The 16,460-nt window shown below is 72.4% G+C and carries 16 protein-coding genes; 10 read left to right on the top strand and 6 right to left on the bottom strand.

The window, feature by feature from the left end; translation table 11 throughout:
* Positions 1-315: 315 nt before the first annotated feature.
* Complete coding sequence (locus E1212_RS08165) at positions 316-654, bottom strand: iron-sulfur cluster biosynthesis protein (RefSeq protein ID WP_203416612.1); 339 nt, start codon at positions 652-654, stop codon at positions 316-318.
* Positions 655-828: 174 nt separating this feature from the next.
* Between E1212_RS08165 and E1212_RS08160 the strand changes: the two genes are divergently transcribed.
* From E1212_RS08160 to E1212_RS08135, 6 genes are all read left to right on the top strand, one after another.
* Entirely contained in the window at positions 829-1,530 is a 702-nt protein-coding gene (locus E1212_RS08160; RefSeq protein WP_131981151.1) for an HAD family hydrolase, read from the top strand.
* A gap of 190 nt (positions 1,531-1,720) precedes the next feature.
* On the top strand, positions 1,721-3,379 hold the full coding sequence (locus tag E1212_RS08155; protein ID WP_131981149.1) for an ABC transporter substrate-binding protein: 1,659 nt from the start codon (positions 1,721-1,723) through the stop codon (positions 3,377-3,379).
* Between the two features lie 8 nt (positions 3,380-3,387).
* Entirely contained in the window at positions 3,388-4,392 is a 1,005-nt protein-coding gene (locus E1212_RS08150; RefSeq protein WP_131981147.1) for an ABC transporter permease, read from the top strand.
* 4 nt (positions 4,393-4,396) lie between these two features.
* Complete coding sequence (locus tag E1212_RS08145; RefSeq protein WP_131981145.1) at positions 4,397-5,311, top strand: ABC transporter permease; 915 nt, start codon at positions 4,397-4,399, stop codon at positions 5,309-5,311.
* A gap of 2 nt (positions 5,312-5,313) precedes the next feature.
* Complete coding sequence (locus tag E1212_RS08140; RefSeq protein ID WP_238992275.1) at positions 5,314-6,330, top strand: ABC transporter ATP-binding protein; 1,017 nt, start codon at positions 5,314-5,316, stop codon at positions 6,328-6,330.
* Complete coding sequence (locus E1212_RS08135) at positions 6,327-7,445, top strand: ABC transporter ATP-binding protein (protein WP_131981143.1); 1,119 nt, start codon at positions 6,327-6,329, stop codon at positions 7,443-7,445. Before E1212_RS08140 ends, E1212_RS08135 begins: the two co-directional genes overlap by 4 nt.
* A 57-nt stretch (positions 7,446-7,502) precedes the next feature.
* Here E1212_RS08135 and E1212_RS08130 read toward each other — a convergent pair whose 3' ends face one another.
* Together E1212_RS08130 and E1212_RS08125 are read right to left on the bottom strand one after the other, a co-directional pair.
* A complete protein-coding gene (locus E1212_RS08130) occupies positions 7,503-10,058 on the bottom strand; it encodes an ABC transporter permease (RefSeq protein WP_131981141.1) in 2,556 nt (851 codons plus the stop codon).
* Complete coding sequence (locus E1212_RS08125; protein ID WP_131981139.1) at positions 10,055-10,816, bottom strand: ABC transporter ATP-binding protein; 762 nt, start codon at positions 10,814-10,816, stop codon at positions 10,055-10,057. The genes E1212_RS08130 and E1212_RS08125 overlap by 4 nt, the downstream gene beginning before the upstream one ends.
* Before the next feature lie 173 nt (positions 10,817-10,989).
* On the opposite strand from E1212_RS08125, the gene E1212_RS08120 reads away from it, so the two are divergent.
* Positions 10,990-11,487 carry a GNAT family N-acetyltransferase gene (locus tag E1212_RS08120; RefSeq protein ID WP_203416610.1) on the top strand — a complete coding sequence of 166 codons (498 nt, stop codon included), beginning with the start codon at positions 10,990-10,992 and terminating at the stop codon, positions 11,485-11,487.
* Here E1212_RS08120 and E1212_RS08115 read toward each other — a convergent pair.
* Both E1212_RS08115 and E1212_RS08110 read right to left on the bottom strand, forming a co-directional pair.
* On the bottom strand, positions 11,484-12,164 hold the full coding sequence (locus E1212_RS08115; protein ID WP_131981137.1) for a response regulator: 681 nt from the start codon (positions 12,162-12,164) through the stop codon (positions 11,484-11,486). The two genes, E1212_RS08120 and E1212_RS08115, sit on opposite strands and share 4 nt — an antisense overlap.
* Positions 12,161-13,390, bottom strand: coding sequence for a sensor histidine kinase (locus E1212_RS08110; protein WP_203416608.1), 1,230 nt, complete (start codon positions 13,388-13,390; stop codon positions 12,161-12,163). Before E1212_RS08110 ends, E1212_RS08115 begins: the two co-directional genes overlap by 4 nt.
* A gap of 53 nt (positions 13,391-13,443) precedes the next feature.
* Here E1212_RS08110 and E1212_RS29340 point away from each other — a divergent pair, with 53 nt between their 5' ends.
* Positions 13,444-13,617 (top strand): hypothetical protein, encoded by a 174-nt coding sequence (locus tag E1212_RS29340; protein ID WP_162605389.1) that lies wholly within the window; start codon positions 13,444-13,446, stop codon positions 13,615-13,617.
* Complete coding sequence (locus tag E1212_RS08105) at positions 13,614-14,129, top strand: hypothetical protein (RefSeq protein ID WP_131981135.1); 516 nt, start codon at positions 13,614-13,616, stop codon at positions 14,127-14,129. The genes E1212_RS29340 and E1212_RS08105 overlap by 4 nt, the downstream gene beginning before the upstream one ends.
* A gap of 33 nt (positions 14,130-14,162) precedes the next feature.
* On the opposite strand, the gene E1212_RS08100 is transcribed toward E1212_RS08105, so the two are convergent.
* Positions 14,163-15,065: a RecB family exonuclease gene (locus tag E1212_RS08100; RefSeq protein ID WP_131981133.1), complete on the bottom strand. Its 903-nt coding sequence runs from the start codon at positions 15,063-15,065 to the stop codon at positions 14,163-14,165.
* 77 nt (positions 15,066-15,142) lie between these two features.
* Here E1212_RS08100 and E1212_RS08095 point away from each other — a divergent pair, with 77 nt between their 5' ends.
* A complete protein-coding gene (locus E1212_RS08095) occupies positions 15,143-16,255 on the top strand; it encodes a site-2 protease family protein (RefSeq protein WP_131981131.1) in 1,113 nt (370 codons plus the stop codon).
* Positions 16,256-16,460: the final 205 nt, after the last annotated feature.

The raw sequence follows: 16,460 nt of genomic DNA, 5'->3' as shown, positions 1-16,460 counted from the left end.
TGGTCGCGGGAGAGAGTCCCGCGCGGCGTCGGGAATGGAGTTCTCCTCGCTGGAGCGGGGGAGAAGGCCCTCCTCGCGATCCGATGGTCGCGGGGGAGAGTCCCCGCCCGGGCGCGCCGCCGTGGGCCGGTTTGCTACCGCCAGAGCGGCAGTAACTCGCCCTCGACGCGGCGTCGGGAGGGAGTTCTCCCCGCTGGAGCGGGGAAAAGTCCCTCCTCGCGACCGCGACCTGATCGCCGCCAAGAGAGAGTCCCGCCCGGGCCCGCCGCCGGTCGGAAGGGGACAGGGCGGCGGGCCCCGGACGGAAGCCTGGTGTCAGCCCGGCAGGCCGTTCTCGTCGGGCTGCCCGCCGGGCATCCCGCCGCCCATGCCGGCGGCGGTCTGGTCGGTGACGGCGAACTGGATCGAGCCCGCGGGGTCGACGGACGCGTCGAGCGCCTTGTCGTCGAGCATGATCGCGGCGTCGGCGTCGAGGAACAGCCGGGCGCCGGCGTCGTCGAGGATCTGGTCGCCCGCTTCGGGCGCGGGCCGCAGTTCGAGGTCGAGGCCGCCCTCGGAGTTGGCGGCGATGCGCATGCCGGTCCCCGTGGGGAGGTCCTCGCGGCCCTCGATGTTGCGGATGACGGCAGCGGCGTTCTCGGTGAGTGTGAGCATGGTGATGTGCACCTCCGGTGGGCACGCGGGAGCGCGCCGGTTCTTCGGTGTTGAGGGTGTCGTGTTGTCAGGGCATCGCGATGGCCGCATCACCCACGCTTCACGCTCGACGGCCATCCGTCAAGCGAGGTACTGGATTCGCCGGGTGGGGTGCGGGGGAGCCGGCATGGGACCATGGAGTACGTGACCCCGCCTCTTCCCGCCGCTGTCCTCTGGGACATGGACGGCACCATCGTTGACACCGAGCCACTGTGGATGGGCGCCGAGGAGGCCCTCGTGCTCCGCCACGGCGGCACCTGGACCCACGCCGACAGCCTGTCGCTCGTCGGCAGCGACCTGCTCGAGGCCGCCGCCTTCATCCGCGAGCGCGGCGGCATCCCCATGACGCCCGAGCAGATCGTCGAGCACATGGTGGGCGAGGTGCTGAAGGGGATCGCCGACGGGCTCACCTGGCAGCCGGGCGTGTTCGAGCTGCTGACGGAGCTGCGCGAGCTCGGCGTGCCGCAGGCGCTGGTGACCATGTCGTACCGCCGGCTGGCCGAGGCGGTCGTCCGCCGGCTGCCCGACGGGCTGTTCGGCGCCGTCGTCACCGGCGACGAGGTCACCAACGGCAAGCCGCACCCGGAGCCGTACCTGACGGCGGCCCGCGAGCTCGGCGTCGACCCGGCCGGGAGCATCGTGATCGAGGACTCCCCGCGCGGGGCTGCGGCCGGACTCGCGGCGGGCGCGCTGGTCCTGTCGATCCCGAACGCGGTCGCGGCGGTGCCCGAACCGGGTCTCGTCGTCATCGACTCGCTGGCCGGAATGCGGGCCAAGGACCTGCTCGCATCGTTCGACGATTCGGCGCTCGATAGCCGAAGTACGTTTCTCAGCTGAGGCTCAGGAGGCCGCCTGTGTAATGTCACACTGTCATTTCGCATGGTCGATATCGAAAGAATGTTGCGAAATCGCGATGTCATCCTGACAACTCGGTGACTGTCCATCACCCTCGCACGAAGTACTGTCACAGGCCACCGGTCGGGAACACCGCCCGGCAGTCGACTGTGTGAGGTGTGACATGCGTGGCATGAGCCTGAACCGCAGGCTGGCCGCGGGAGCCGCGGCCGGTGCCCTGGCCCTGGGGCTCACGGCGTGTGGCGGAGACGACGAAGGCTCCGCTGAGGGCGGCGACGGGGGCGGCACGCTCGTCTTCGCCGGTTCGGCCGATCCGGTGATCCTGGACGGCGCCCTGGTCAGCGACGGCGAGTCGACCCGGGTCATCAACCAGATCTTCGAGGGCCTGGTGCGCAGCGAGGAGGGCGGCACCGAGATCGAGCCGGCCCTCGCCGAGTCCTGGGAGGCCAGCGAGGACGGCCTGACCTGGACGTTCACGCTGCGCGAGGGTGTGACCTTCCACGACGGCGAGGCGCTCGACGCCGAGGCCGTCTGCTTCAACTTCGAGCGCTGGTACAACTTCGCGGGCGTGCTGCAGAGCCCCGCGGTCTCCTACTACTGGGGCACCGTCATGGGCGGGTTCGCCGCCAACGAGGACCCCGCCATGGGCGAGAGCCTCTACACCGGCTGCGAGGCGCAGGACGAGCGGACAGCCGTCATCACGCTGTCGCGTCCGTCGTCGGCGTTCCTGTCCGCGCTGGCCATGCCCGCGTTCACCATCGCGAGCCCGGCGGCGCTCGAGGAGTTCCAGGCCGACGCCGTCAGCGGCACGGGCGAGTCGCCGTCGTTCGACGGCACCTTCGGCTACGAGCACCCGGTCGGCACCGGCCCGTTCCAGTTCGAGTCGTGGGAGCGCGGCAGCGAGGTGCGGCTCGCGGCGTACGAGGACTACTGGGACGAGCCCGCGCAGGTCGACGAGCTGATCTTCACCGTCATCCCCGACGGCCCGGCCCGCCGGCAGGCGCTCGAGAGCGGCGAGATCGACGGCTACGACCTGGTCGACCCCGCCGACGTCGAGCTGCTCGAGAGCGGCGGCTACCAGATCCTGCGCCGCCCGGCGTTCAACGTGGCCTACATCGGCTTCCAGCAGAACTACCCGCCGTTCGACAACCTGCAGATCCGGCAGGCGATCGCGCACGCGATCGACTTCGACAACATCATCCGGACCAACTACCCGGAGGGTGCGGTCAAGGCGACGCAGTTCATGCCGCCGGAGCTGTTCGGCTGGGCCGACGACGTCACGACGTACGACTACGACCCCGACCGTGCCCGCGAGCTGATCGCGCAGTCCGGCGTCACGGACCTGACGCTGCCGTTCTGGTACCCGACCGACGTCACCCGGCCGTACATGCCGAACCCGCAGGCCAACTGGGAGCTCATGGCGGCCGACCTCGAGGCGGTGGGCTTCACCATCGAGCCGAACACGGCCCCGTGGAACCCGGACTACCTCGACGCCACCCAGACCGGCGGCACGCCGATGTTCCTGCTGGGCTGGAACGGCGACTTCGGCGACCCGGACAACTTCATCGGCACGTTCTTCCAGGACGTCAACCCGCAGTTCGGCAGCTTCGACAACCCGGAGATCTTCGCCAAGCTCGACGAGGCCGAGCAGGAGACCGACCAGGAGCGCCGCGCCGAGCTGTACCAGGAGGCCAACCGGCTGATCATGGACTTCGTGCCGGGCATCCCGTACGTCCACAGCGAGCCGGCCATCGCCTTCCGCGAGGGTGTGTCCGGCTTCGTACCCGACCCGTTGTCGAACGAGAGCTTCGCGACCGTCGCGGTCGATTGACGGTCTAGATGCTCAAGTTCGTCGTACGGCGGCTCCTGCAGCTCATCCCGATCCTGCTCGGGCTGTCGGTCCTGCTGTTCGTGTGGCTGCGCGCGCTCCCGGGAGGGCCTGCCCAGGCCCTCCTGGGGGAGCGCGCGACCGCCGAGTCCGTCGCCCGCATCGAGGCGCTCTACGGCCTCAACGAGCCCTGGTACGTCCAGTACTGGAAGTTCATCTCCGCCGCGGTCCAGCTCGACTTCGGCAACAGCGCCCGGACCAACCGGCCGGTGATCGAGGAGATGTCGCGGACGTTCCCGGCCACCTTCGAGCTGGCGATCGCGGCGCTGATCTTCGCGATCGGCATCGGCATCCCGCTCGGCTACTACGCCGCGAGGAAGTACGGCAGCTGGCTGGACAACCTCTCGGTCTCGGGGTCGCTGCTGGGCGTCGCGGTGCCGGTGTTCTTCCTGGCCTACATCCTCAAGTACGTGTTCAGCGTGCAGCTGGGCTGGTTCCCGACCCAGGGCCGGCAGGACCCGCGCGTCGACGCGGACCATCCGACCGGGCTGTACGTGCTCGACGGCATCATCACCGGCAATCCCGAGGCCACCTGGGACGCGATCATGCACCTGGTGCTGCCGGCCATCGCGCTGGGCGCCATCCCGCTGGCCATCATCGTCCGCATCACCCGGGCAAGCGTGCTCGACGTGGTGCACGAGGACTACGTGCGCACCGCCGAGGCCAAGGGCCTGTGGGAGCGCACCATCACCCGCCGGCACGTGCTGCGCAACGCGCTGCTGCCGGTGATCACCGTCATCGGGCTGCAGGCCGGGCTGCTGTTCTCCGGCGCCATCCTGACCGAGACGGTGTTCGCGTTCGACGGCGTCGGCCGCTTCATCGCCGAGGCGATCAGCAACCGCGACTACGCCGTGCTGCAGGGCTTCATCCTGGTGATCGCGGCGATGTACGTCGTCGTGAACCTGCTGGTCGACCTCTCCTATGGCCTGATCGATCCACGAGTGCGGGTGAGGTGAGCCCATGAGCCTGTCCGAAGTCGAGGCGGCCACCGAGTCCGAGCAGGTCGAACAGCCGGCCGGCAACCTGCGCAAGGAGGCGTGGAAGCGGCTCAAGCGCGACCCAATCGCCCTCGTCGGGTTCGGCCTGATCGCGTTCTTCGTGCTGGTCGCGATCTTCGCCCCGCTCATCGCGCCGTACGCGCCCGACGCCCAGCCCGGCCGCGGCATGATCACGCCGACGAACATCCCCGGCCCGTCCGCGGAGCACTGGTTCGGTCTGGACGCCTCCGGCCGCGACGAGTTCAGCCGGGTCGTCTACGGCGCCCGGCAGTCGCTGCTGGTCGGCGTCGTGGCGACGCTGTTCGGCATGGCCGGGGGCCTGCTGCTGGGCGTCCTCGCCGGCGCGTTCGGCGGCAAGGTCGACACCGTCGTCATGCGGATCGTCGACATCATGCTCTCCATTCCCGGCCTGCTCATGGCGATCGCGATCGCCGCGCTGCTGGGTGCGGGCCTCTGGTCGGTCATGATCGCCATCGCGATCATCAACGTGCCGGTGTTCGCCCGGCTGCTGCGTGGCCAGATGCTGGCCCAGCGCGGCTCCGACTACGTGCTGGCGGCGGTGTCGCTGGGCGTGCGGCGGCGCCCGATCGTGCTCGGGCACATCCTGCCCAACTCGATCTCGCCGGTCATCGTCCAGGCCACGCTGACGCTGGCGACGGCGATCATCGAGGCCGCCGGGCTCTCGTTCCTCGGCCTGGGCGGCGCCGACCCGCGTGTCCCGGAGTGGGGGCGCATGCTCGCCGACACCCAGCGCTACCTGGCCTCCGCGCCGCACCTGGCGTTCTTCCCCGGCATCGCGATCGTCATCGCCGCACTGGGCTTCACCATGCTCGGCGAGCGGCTGCGCGAAGCCATCGACCCCAAGTACCGGCGGTGAGAGTGACGGACTCCGAACCCCTACTCCGCTCCGAACCCCTGCTCGACGTCCGCGACCTGTCCGTCACGTTCACCCGCAAGGGCGGACCGACGGTGCGGGCGGTCGACGGCGTCTCGTTCACGGTCCGGCCGGGCGAGACCGTCGGCCTGGTGGGCGAGTCGGGCAGCGGCAAGAGCGTGACGTCGCTCGCGGTCATGCGGCTGCTGCCGCGCCGCGGGGTCCAGGTGGGCGGGCAGGTGCTGTTCGACGGCGACGACCTGCTGACGCTGCCGCGCGACCGGATGCGCGACATCCGCGGCCGCGACATCGCCATGGTCTTCCAGGACCCGATGTCCTCGCTGAACCCCGTGGTGCCCATCGGCATCCAGGTCACCGAGGTGCTGGAACGCCACCAGGACCTCAAGGGCGAGACCGCGCGCGCGGCGGCCGAGGAGCTGCTGTTCCGCGTCGGCATCCCGGACCCGCGGCGCCGGCTCAAGGAGTACCCGCACCAGCTCTCCGGCGGCATGCGCCAGCGCGCGCTCATCGCCATGGCGCTGGCCTGCAAGCCGCGGCTGCTCATCGCCGACGAGCCGACGACGGCGCTCGACGTCACCATCCAGGCGCAGATCATCGAGCTGCTCAAGGAGCTGGTGCAGGACACCGGCGCGTCGCTGGTGATGATCACGCACGACCTGGGCGTCGTCGCCGGCCTGTGCGACACCGTCCACGTCATGTACTCCGGGCGCATCGTCGAGTCGGCCGGGCGGCGCGAGCTGTTCGGCGAACCGCGGCACCCGTACACCGGCGGCCTGCTGGCGTCGGTGCCCCGGCTCGACGCACCGCGCGGCGCGCCGCTGCACCCGATCCCGGGCTCGCCGACCGACGTGCTGAGCTGGCACAAGGGTTGCGCCTTCGCGCCCCGGTGCCCGAACCGGCTGGACGCCTGCATCGGCGGCCCGCCGCGACTGGAATCCTTGGGAGATCGGTCCCTGCGCTGCCTGAACCCGCTGGAGCAGAACGAGGAGGTGCCCGCATGAGTGACCAGGTACCTGCGCCCTCGGCGGAGAAGCGTGCCTCGGCCGATGTGCTGCTCTCCGTCCGCGGGCTCGAGGTGCACTTCCCGATCAGGTCCGGCATCGTCGTCGAGCGCCAGGTGGGCTCCGTCAAGGCCGTCGACGGCGTCGACCTCGACATCCCGCGGGGCGCCACCGTCGGCCTCGTGGGGGAGTCCGGCTGCGGCAAGTCGACCCTCGGCCGGGCGATCCTGCGTCTCGTCGAGCCGACCGCCGGCACCGTCACCTTCGGCGACGTCGACGTGCGGGCGCTGGCCGGCGAGGACCTGCGCCGCATGCGCCGGCAGATGCAGATGGTCTTCCAGGACCCCATGGCCAGCCTCGACCCGCGGCAGAACGTGCAGTCGGTGCTGAGCGAGCCGCTGCGGGCGCACGGCATCGGCGGCGACCACCGCGCCCGGGTGCGCGAACTGCTCGACGTGGTGGGGCTGCCGGCCTCGGCGGCGAACCGGTACCCGCACGAGTTCTCCGGCGGGCAGCGCCAGCGCATCGGCATCGCCCGGGCCATCGCGCTGGAGCCGCAGCTCATCGTCGCCGACGAGCCGGTGTCCGCGCTGGACGTGTCCATCCAGGCGCAGGTGGTGAACCTGCTCGAGGAGCTGCAGGACCGTCTCGGGCTGACCTACCTGGTCATCGCGCACGACCTCGCCGTCGTCCGGCACATCGCCGACGTCGTCGCCGTCATGTACCTGGGCGGGCTGGTCGAGCAGGCGCCGTCGGACGACCTGTACGCCACGCCACTGCACCCGTACACGAAGGCGCTGATGTCGGCGGTGCCGATCCCGGACCCGGTGGTCGAGGACACCCGGCAGCGGATCCTGCTGCAGGGCGACCTGCCCTCGCCGGCCGACCCGCCGACGGGATGCCGCTTCCACACCCGCTGCCCGTTCCGCCAGCCCACCCGCTGTGCCGAGGAGCGGCCCCTGCTGCGGACGGTGGCCGGCCACGCCGACGCACACCGGGTGGCCTGCCACTGGGCCGAGGACATCGAGGCCGGGCGCATCCTGCCCGCCGCCAGCGCTGTCGTCGACCCGGACCCCGTCCGCGAGCCGGATCCGCAGCCCGACCCGGCGACCTGACACGGCGGGAGCCGCCACCCCGGCACTGGGTGGCGGCTCCCGGTCTCGTGGTGCCGGTTATTCCGTCGTGATCGCGCGCAGCACGTCGAGCTTGGCCGCGCGCCGGGCCGGCCAGACGGCGGCCAGCACGCCGATGACCGCGGCCAGGACGACGAAGACGATCAGCTGCCCGCCGGGAACGGAGAGCTGGTCCAGCCCGTCGTCGGCGATGGCGCGCTGCAGCGACACCCCGAAGATCAGGCCGAGAGCGACGCCGAGCACGGCGCCGAGGACGGCGATGGCGATCGACTCCAGCCGGATCGTGCGCCGCAGCTGGCGCCGGCTCAGACCGACGGCCCGCAGCAGCCCGACCTCGCGGGTGCGCTCCATGACCGACAGCGCCAGCGTGTTGACGATGCCGAGGACCGCGATGAGGACGGCCAGCCCGAGCAGCGCGTAGACCAGGTACAGCAGCTGGTTCACCTGGTCGCGTGAGGACTCCTTGTACTCCTCCTGGTCCTGGACGGTGACGGTCGGGATTTCGGCCGTCACCTCGTCGAGGCCCTCGTGGACGGTCGCGAGGTCGGCGCCGTCGTCGGCGATGACGTAGAGCAGCGAGTCCAGCGCCGGCACCGCGCCGTCCTCGAGCGTCTGCGTGCTGACGATCACGCCGCCGGACAGCAGCGGCGACTGGCCGTAGATGCCGATCAGCTCGATCTCCTCGTCGGAGCCGGGCAGCTGCAGCCGGACGGTGTCGCCGACGGAGAGGCCCTCGGACTCGGCCTGCTGCTCGCCGATGAGGAACCCGCCGCCGCTGAGGTCGTCGCTGCCCTCGACCATCGGCAGGTCGGCGGCGCGGCCGTAGGCGACCGGGTCGAACGCCTGCAGGAAGGTCTGGTCGCCGTCGACGACGCCGCCGGACACCCGCACCGGGACCACCTCGTCGACCCCGTCGACCTGGCTCGCCGCCTCGGCGATGCTGGGCGAGAACGGCTGACCGACGGCGTTGGAGACAACGAACTGCGCCCGCACGCCGTCGTCGAGGGCGCGGTCGACCGTGGCGTTGGCCGACGCGCCGATGATGGAGATGGCCGTCACCAGCGCCATGCCGATCATCAGCGCCGACGCGGTGGCCGCCGTGCGCCGCGGGTTGCGCAGTGCGTTCTCGCGGGCCAGCCGGCCGACGGTGCCGAACGCCTTCGGGTACCAGCCGGCCACCACCCGCAGCACCGGCGTGGCCAGCACCGGCGCGAGCAGCGCCACGCCGATGAAGACCGCGAAGATGCCGGCGCCGACCATCAGCGCCGCGTCGTCGACGTCGGCGAACAGGCCGGTCGCCATCGCGGCCGCGCCGAGCAGCGTCAGCGCGCCGCCGATCCACAGGTGCCAGCGCCGCGACGACTCCGTGGCCACCACGTCGTCGCGCATGGCGGCGATCGGCGGCACCCGCGACGCCCGCCGCGCCGGGACATAGGCCGCGATCATGGTCACCACGATGCCCACGACGTAGGCGACGACGACCGTCCGCGGCAGCAGCACCAGGCCGCCGGCCAGCTCCAGCCCGAACGCCCCGAACACCGTCTTGAGCAGCTGCGCGACCCCCAGTCCGAGCAGCAGGCCGAGCGTGGAGCCCACGACGCCGACGACGAGCGCCTCGAGCAGCACCGACCGCGTCACCTGACGGCGGCCGGCGCCCAGGGCCCGGAACAGCGCCATCTCCTGCGAGCGCTGCGCCACCAGGATCGAGAACGTGTTGAGGATGAGGAACACACCGACGAACAGCGCGATCGCGGCGAACACCAGGAGGAAGGTGTTGAAGAAGCCGAGGCCCTCCTCGATGGCCGACGCCGTCTCCTCGTCGACCTCGGCGCCGGTCAGGGCCTCGAAGTCGTCCGGGAGGATGGCGCTGATCTCGTCGCGGACCTCCTCGGCGCTGGCGCCGTCGGCCGCCGTCACCGAGATGCGGTTGTACGCGTCGTCGCCGCCCACGAAGAGCTCCTGGGCGTAGCGGGTCTCGAAGACCGACAGGCTGGCGCCGGCCAGGCTGCCGCCCTCGCCGAAGCGGACCACGCCGACCAGCTCCGCTGTGAGCCGGGGTTCGTCGCCGGTGCTGACGAACTCGACCTCGTCGCCGATCCGGTAGCCGGACCGCTCGAAGGTGCGGTCGTCGAGGGCGACCTCGCCCGGGCCGGCCGGCAGGTCGCCGTCGACCAGGCGCAGCACCGGGTCGCCGTCGGCGGCGGGGCCGTCGTGCCAGTTGACGGCGATGCCGGGGGCGCCCTGGCTGGTCATGACGTCGCCGTCGGTGTCGAGGACGAAGAAGCTCTGGTTCTCGATCTCGCCGTCGGCCCGTTCGACGCCCGGCAGGTCCGCGACGTCGTCGACCAGGTCCGACGAAATGGTCGTGGTGGTGCCGGTGGCGAAGCCGGCGAAGATGTCGGTCTCGCCCGGCAGGTCGGGCCGCACGACGACGTCGGAGGACAGCCCGCCGAAGATGTCGTCGAAGGTCCGGTCGATGGTGTCGGTGAACACGTACGAGCCGGCCACGAACGCCACCCCGAGCACGATGGCGAACGCGCTCATGGCCAGCCGCAGCTTGCGCGCGGCCAGGCTCTTGAGAGTCGCGCGGATCATGCCTGCTGCCCCACGGCGTCGAAGCCCTTCATGCGCTCCAGCACCTTCTCGGCCGTCGGGTCGGTCATCTCGTCGACGATGAGGCCGTCGGCGAGGAACAGCACCCGGTCGGAGTAGGCGGCGGCGTTGGGGTCGTGGGTGACCATGACGATGGTCTGCCCGAACTCGCGGACCGAGCGGCGCAGGAACGACAGCACCTCGGTGCCGGACCGGGAGTCGAGGTTGCCGGTGGGCTCGTCGGCGAAGATGATCTCGGGCTGGCTGACCAGCGCGCGGGCGCACGCCACTCGCTGCTGCTGGCCGCCGGAGAGCTGGTTGGGCTTGTGGCTGAGCCGGTCGGCCAGGCCGACGGTGGCGATGACGGTGTCGAACCACTCCTTGTCGACGTCGCGGCCGGCGATGTCGAGCGGCAGCGTGATGTTCTCTTTCGCCGTCAGGGTCGGGATCAGGTTGAACGCCTGGAAGATGAAGCCGATCTTGTCGCGGCGCAGGCGGGTGAGCTCCTTGTCGCCCAGTTTGCTCAGCTCTGTGTCGCCGACGAACACCTGGCCCGACGTCGACGAGTCCAGCGCGGCCATGCAGTGCATGAGCGTGGACTTGCCGGAGCCGGACGGGCCCATGATCGCGGTGTAGGCGCCGGCGGTGAACTCCACCGTCACCCCGCCGAGGGCCACCACCTGCGTGTCGTCCTTGCCGTAGATCTTGGTCAGGTCAACGGCACGGGCCGCCGTGCTCGGCGAGCTGGGTTGCGTCGTCACCGGTGCGCTCCTCGTCAGCTGGTTCGTGGATCGTGTTCCACGCTATTGGCCGGCGGCGACCGGATGATCGGCGGACCGCACGGTCTGCCGGCTCCACCGTGAGGAGTAGGACGGCGCTCGTGCCCGTCCTGCGGGCGTACGCCCCGCCGGCGGCATGGGCCATCATGGCCTCCATGACAGAGATCGCCGTCGTGCCGGCCACCGTGGAACTGCTCGACGCGCTCGTCGAGCGGCCCGCCGAGTTCGAGGCGGCGATCGGCGCCCCGATCCCCGCCGGCTGGCCGGAGTTCCCGGAGTCCGTCGGCTTCAGCCGCGAGCACCTCGCCGACCATCCCGAGGAGGCGGGGTGGTGGATGTACTTCTTCGTCGATCCCTCGGGCCCGGCTCTGATCGGCTCGGGTGGCTTCGCGGGCCCGCCGCGCGACCGCGTCGTCGAGATCGGCTACGAGGTGGCGCCCGCGTTCCGCGGCCGCGGGCTGGGTACGGCGGCCGCCGCCGCGCTGGTGCGCCGCGCCGTCGACTCCGGCGAGGTCGACGCCGTCGTCGCCCACACGCTGGTGGGGGAGAACCCGTCGACGCAGGTGCTCGCCCGGCTCGGCTTCACCCGGGTCGCCGAGCTCGCCGACCCCGAGCAGGGCACCGTCTGGCAGTGGCGCTGGGAGCGGGACTAGAGCGCGCCGGGCTGGACCAGGCCGCTCTCGTAGGCGTAGACGGCGGCCTGGACGCGGTCGCGCAGGCCCAGCTTCGTCAGCACGTTGCCGACGTGGGTCTTGACCGTCGTCTCGCTGACGACCAGCTCGGCCGCGATCTCGGCGTTGGAGTAGCCGCGCGCCACCAGCGTGAGCACCTCGCGCTCGCGGTCGGTGAGGTGCTGCAGGTTGGCCGGCGTGGGGGAGTCGGCCGCGGGGAAGCGGCTGGCGAACATGTCGAGCAGGCGGCGCGTGATGCTGGGGGCGACGACGGCGTCACCTCGCGACACCGTGCGGATGGCCGTCACCAGGTCCTCGGCCGGGACGTCCTTGAGCAGGAAGCCGCTGGCGCCGGCCCGCAGCGCCTCGACGACGTACTCGTCGAGGTCGAAGGTGGTGAGCACCAGGACGCGCGGCGCGGCCTCGCGGGCGGCGCCGGTGATCTGCCGGGTGGCCTGGACGCCGTCGACCCGCGGCATGCGGATGTCCATGAGGACGACGTCGGGCTGCAGCGCCCGCGCGGCGGCGACCGCCTGCTCGCCGTCGCCGGACTCGCCGACCACCGCGATGTCGGACTCGGCCTCGAGGATCATGCGGAATCCGGTGCGCAGCAGCGGCTGGTCGTCCACCAGCAGGACCCGGATGGGCTGAGCCGTCATCGTGACATCGCTCCGTTACTGTCGTACGGGATCTTCGCCCGCACCTCGTAGCCGCCGCCGCGGCGTGGTCCGGCCGCGAGGGTTCCACCATAGAGGGCCACGCGCTCGCGCATGCCGAGCAGCCCGTGCCCGGGCCGGCGCCCCTCCAGCGCGGCCGCCACGCCGTGGCCGTCGTCGCTGACCTCGACGTGCACCTCCGACGGCAGGTAGCGGACGTGGACGGTGGCGGCCGACGGTCCCGCGTGCTTGATGGTGTTGGTGAGCGCCTCCTGGATGACCCGGAAGGCGGCGAGGTCGACGCCGACGGGGACGGCGCCCGGCTCGCCCTCGACCCGCACGTCGACCGGCAGCCCGGCGTCGCGCATCTGCTCGGCGAGCAGGGCGAGGTCGCCGAGGCCGGGCTGCGGGGCCAGCGTGGCCGGCTGGGCGCCGCGGTCGTCGCCGTCGGGGGTGCGCAGGACGCCGACGACGCGGCGCATCTCTTGCAGCGCCGACCGGCCGATGTCCTCGATGGCCTGCAGGGCGTCGGCGGTGCGGTCGACGTCGCGGCGCAGCGAGCGGCGCGCGCCGGCCGCCTGCACCGTCATGACCGACACGTGGTGGGCGACGACGTCGTGCAGCTCGCGGGCGATGCGCGAGCGCTCCTCGGCGATGGCGGCCCGCACCTCGACGTCGTGGGCGCGCTCGAGCCGGCGGGCGCGGTCCTCGAGCTCGGCGGTGTAGAGCCGCCGGCTGCGCACCGCCCGGCCGATGCCCCACGCGCCGAGGATGAGCAGGCAGCTGATGATGATGTTGGCGCCGAGGTCCATGGTGAGGTCCGGGTGCCGGTCGACGCTGACGACGGCGTAGGCGGCCGATGCCGCCATCTGCGCGCCCGCCACCAGCAACGACACGGCCAGGCCCGCGTAGTTGGCCGCGGTGTAGACGGCGATGAGCGCCACCGCGGCAGCCGTCGGCATGGCGTAGTCGACGGCGGTGAAGGCGGCCAGCCCGGCCGCGGTGACCAGGCCGACGGCGACCGGGCGCCTGCGGCGCACGATCAGCGGGACCGTGATGAACAGCACCAGCGCGATGCCCAGCGCGTCGGCGTCGGCGTACTCGATGCCGCTGGGGTCGGTGTAGACGAACAGCGCCACCACCGCGGTGGCCGCGAGGACGATCGTGAGGGACGCGTCCAGCAGCCACGGCTCGATGCGGGGGAAGAGCTTGGCGCGGGCCGTCGTCACACGATCAACGGTAGGCCGCGCCGGACCGGCCGCAACTCGTCCTCGACGGGGAGGTGCGGCCTCCACCGGCAGGAGGACCCGGGGCGGCGCGGCCGGGGCGGAAGTACCTCGCCGTCACCCCCGCCGGCCGGGCCGCGCTCGCCGAGCGCTCCGAGCGCTCCGAGCGCTGGGCCGCCTTCGCCGCGACGACCCACGGACTGCTGACCACCAGGAAGGCCGACGCATGATGATCACCGACATCGAGAGGTTCCGGCGCGAGCTGCTCACCGCGCTGCGCCTGCGCGACGTCGAGCCCGGCCGCATCGGCGAGGTGTTGGCCGAGGTCGACAGCCACCTCGCCGAGACCGGCGAGGACCCGCGCGACGCCTTCGGCGCACCGGCCGACTACGCGCGTGTCGTCGCCGACGGGCGACCCGGCCTGACCGAGGGTGAGCGCCGGACCCGCAACGCCGGCCACGCCCTCGTCGGAGGGGTGGTCGGCGCGGTCAGCGCCATCGGCGTCATGGCCGTGGTGCGCGGCGACGAGACCGCGCTCGGCCTGCCCGCGTGGCTCACGCTGACGCTCGGCGTGGTCGCCGCCCTCGTCGGGATCGTCCTGCTGGCCGTGCGGGCCCGCATCGTGCGCGACCCGCGCACCGGTCACCCGATCGACTGGTCGCAGCGCTGGTTCGTGCCGGTGGTGCTGGCCGGTTACGCCGCTCTGCTCGGCGTGTGCGCGGGCATCGCGGCGCTGCTCTGAGCCCGGCGGCCGCCCCGCCGCCCGGCGCCGGCCTCAGGCGTCGACGGGGGAGGTGCGGGGGGACGGGGCCTCGTCGTCGTCGGCGGTGGCGACCGTGGCCGGCAGCGGCGGCGGGGTGCCGCCGTAGGCTGGGCAGAGTGCCTGGTGGGAGCACCAGTCGCAGAGCCTGCTGGGGCTGGCCCGCCAGTCGCCGGTCTGGGTGGCCCGCTCGATGGCCGCCCACAACGCCGCCAGCTTGCGCTCGGTGGCCCGCAGGTCGGCCTCGTCGGGCTCGTAGCGCAGCAGCTCGCCGCTGCCGAGATAGATGAGCTGCAGCAGCCGCGGCACCCGGCCGTGCAGCCGCCACAGCACGAGCGCGTAGAACCGCATCTGGAACATGGCCCGCTGCTCGAACCCGGCCCGCGGCGCCTTGCCGGTCTTGTAGTCGACGACGCGGAGGTCGCCGGTGGCCTCGGCACGGTCGAGGCGGTCGACGTAGCCGCGCAGCCGCAGCCCGGAGTCGAGCGTGGTCTCGACGTACAGCTCGCGCTCGGCCGGCTCGAGCCGGCGCGGGTCCTCGAGCGTGAAGTACTGCTCGACCAGGGACTCGGCGCTGGCCAGCCAGTCGGCGAGAGCCGAGCCGTCGGCGTCGTCGGCGAACAGCTCGGCCACCGCGGGCTCGACCTCGATCAGCTCGTCCCACGCCGGGCGCACCAGACCCGTGGCGCGGCCGGGGGTGCGCTCGCCGGCCGGGAGGTCGTACAGCCGCTCGAGCACGCTGTGCACGACCGTGCCGCGGGTGGCCTCGGAGCTGGGCGCCTCGGGCAGCCGGTCGATGGTGCGGAAGCGGTAGAGCAGCGGGCAGGTCATGAAATCGGCCGCGCGAGACGGCGACAGGCTCGGCACGCGCGGGGCCGCGGGGTCGTCCCCGAGCTCGGCGCGCGTGCGGATCGTCATGGTCAGGACTGTAGATCACACCTCCGACAGAGCGGGTCCGCACACGCCGCCGTCCCTGACACACGTAGCCTTGGACGATGGCAACCGGTCGGGGTCGGCAGCTGAGTCTCGGGCGCATCGCGGGCATCCCGGTGTACGTCAGCCCGACCTGGTTCCTGGTCGCCGGGCTCATCACCATCTGGGGCCGCGACAGCGTGCTCGGCTACCTGCCGCAGCTGTCCGACGGCGAGGCCTACGCCATCTCGTTCCTGTTCGCCGTCCTGCTCTACGCGTCGGTGTTCGTCCACGAGCTGGGCCACGCCCTGACGGCGCGCCGGCTCGGGCTGCCGGTGCGCGGCGTCACCCTGCACTTCCTCGGCGGCCACACCGAGATCGAGCGCGACGCGCCCACCCCCGGGCGCGACCTCGTCGTCTCGGCCGCCGGCCCGCTGCTGTCGCTGGCGCTCGGCGGGCTCGGCCTGCTCGCCTACCTGGCCATCGACGACGACAGCGTGCCCGGCTTCCTGGTGTACATGCTGGCCGCCGCCAACCTCGTCGTCGGCGTCTTCAACGTGCTCCCCGGCCTGCCCCTCGACGGCGGCCACATGCTGCGCGCCGCCGTCTGGCGCGTCACTGGCGACGAACACCGGGGCACCGTCGTCGCCGCCCGCTCCGGGCAGGTGCTGGCCGGCCTGGTCCTGCTGCTGCCGTTCGCCCTCGACGGCGCGCGTCCCGACGTCCTCACCATCGTCTGGGCCGGCCTGGTCGCCGCCCTGCTGTGGTCCGGCGCGTCGCAGGCGCTCGCCGTCGGGCGCATGCGGGCCCGGCTGCCGCGGCTCGACACCCGCACCCTCGCCCGCCGGGCCGCCCCCGTCGCGCCCGACCTCCCGGTGTCGGAGGCGCTGCGACGGGCCCGCGAGGCCGACGTCACCTCGCTCGTCGTCGTCGACAGCGCCGGCCGGCCCACGGGGCTGGTCAACGAGGCTGCCGTCGCCGCCATCCCGGAGCAGCGCCGCCCGTGGGTCACCATCGGCGACTCCGCGAAGTCGCTGCGCCAGGGCATGGTGCTGGACCTCGACGTCCGCGGCGACGCCCTGCTCAAGGCCATGCGCGAGACCCCGGCCTCGGAGTACCTGGTGGTCGACGCCCAGGGACGCGTCTACGGCGTCCTCGTCAGCTCCGACGTCGACCACGCCCTCGCCGCCCGCTGAGACCGCTCGCCGGGGTGGTGCGGGGCGTGTGGCGGGGCGTGTGGTTGCGCTGGGTTTCCCCGTCCCCCTGCTGCCCATTCTCTTAGCCCCGGACGGTCGCCTCAAGCGGACCCTGGTGGCGCTGCGCGCCCTGGGGGTCCGCTTGACCCGCCCGTCCGGGGCCTAAGAACGGGCAGCTATCAGGGGGACGGGGGGAGTCTGGCGA

The sequence above is a fragment of the Jiangella ureilytica genome (genome assembly GCF_004348545.1).
Taxonomy (GTDB): domain Bacteria; phylum Actinomycetota; class Actinomycetes; order Jiangellales; family Jiangellaceae; genus Jiangella; species Jiangella ureilytica.
Note: the sequence above shows the minus strand (reverse complement) of the source record. Positions and strands in the feature narration are given on the sequence as shown.

Bases quoted from the DNA above. Each gene is read 5' to 3' on its own strand.
- E1212_RS08165 (WP_203416612.1), bottom strand. From the start codon at position 654: ATGCTCACACTCACCGAGAACGCCGCTGCCGTCATCCGCAACATCGAG.
- E1212_RS08160 (WP_131981151.1), top strand. From the start codon at position 829: ATGGAGTACGTGACCCCGCCTCTTCCCGCCGCTGTCCTCTGGGACATG.
- E1212_RS08155 (WP_131981149.1), top strand. From the start codon at position 1,721: ATGAGCCTGAACCGCAGGCTGGCCGCGGGAGCCGCGGCCGGTGCCCTG.
- E1212_RS08150 (WP_131981147.1), top strand. From the start codon at position 3,388: ATGCTCAAGTTCGTCGTACGGCGGCTCCTGCAGCTCATCCCGATCCTG.
- E1212_RS08145 (WP_131981145.1), top strand. From the start codon at position 4,397: ATGAGCCTGTCCGAAGTCGAGGCGGCCACCGAGTCCGAGCAGGTCGAA.
- E1212_RS08135 (WP_131981143.1), top strand. From the start codon at position 6,327: ATGAGTGACCAGGTACCTGCGCCCTCGGCGGAGAAGCGTGCCTCGGCC.
- E1212_RS08130 (WP_131981141.1), bottom strand. From the start codon at position 10,058: ATGATCCGCGCGACTCTCAAGAGCCTGGCCGCGCGCAAGCTGCGGCTG.
- E1212_RS08120 (WP_203416610.1), top strand. From the start codon at position 10,990: ATGACAGAGATCGCCGTCGTGCCGGCCACCGTGGAACTGCTCGACGCG.
- E1212_RS08115 (WP_131981137.1), bottom strand. From the start codon at position 12,164: ATGACGGCTCAGCCCATCCGGGTCCTGCTGGTGGACGACCAGCCGCTG.
- E1212_RS08105 (WP_131981135.1), top strand. From the start codon at position 13,614: ATGATGATCACCGACATCGAGAGGTTCCGGCGCGAGCTGCTCACCGCG.
- E1212_RS08100 (WP_131981133.1), bottom strand. From the start codon at position 15,065: ATGACGATCCGCACGCGCGCCGAGCTCGGGGACGACCCCGCGGCCCCG.
- E1212_RS08095 (WP_131981131.1), top strand. From the start codon at position 15,143: ATGGCAACCGGTCGGGGTCGGCAGCTGAGTCTCGGGCGCATCGCGGGC.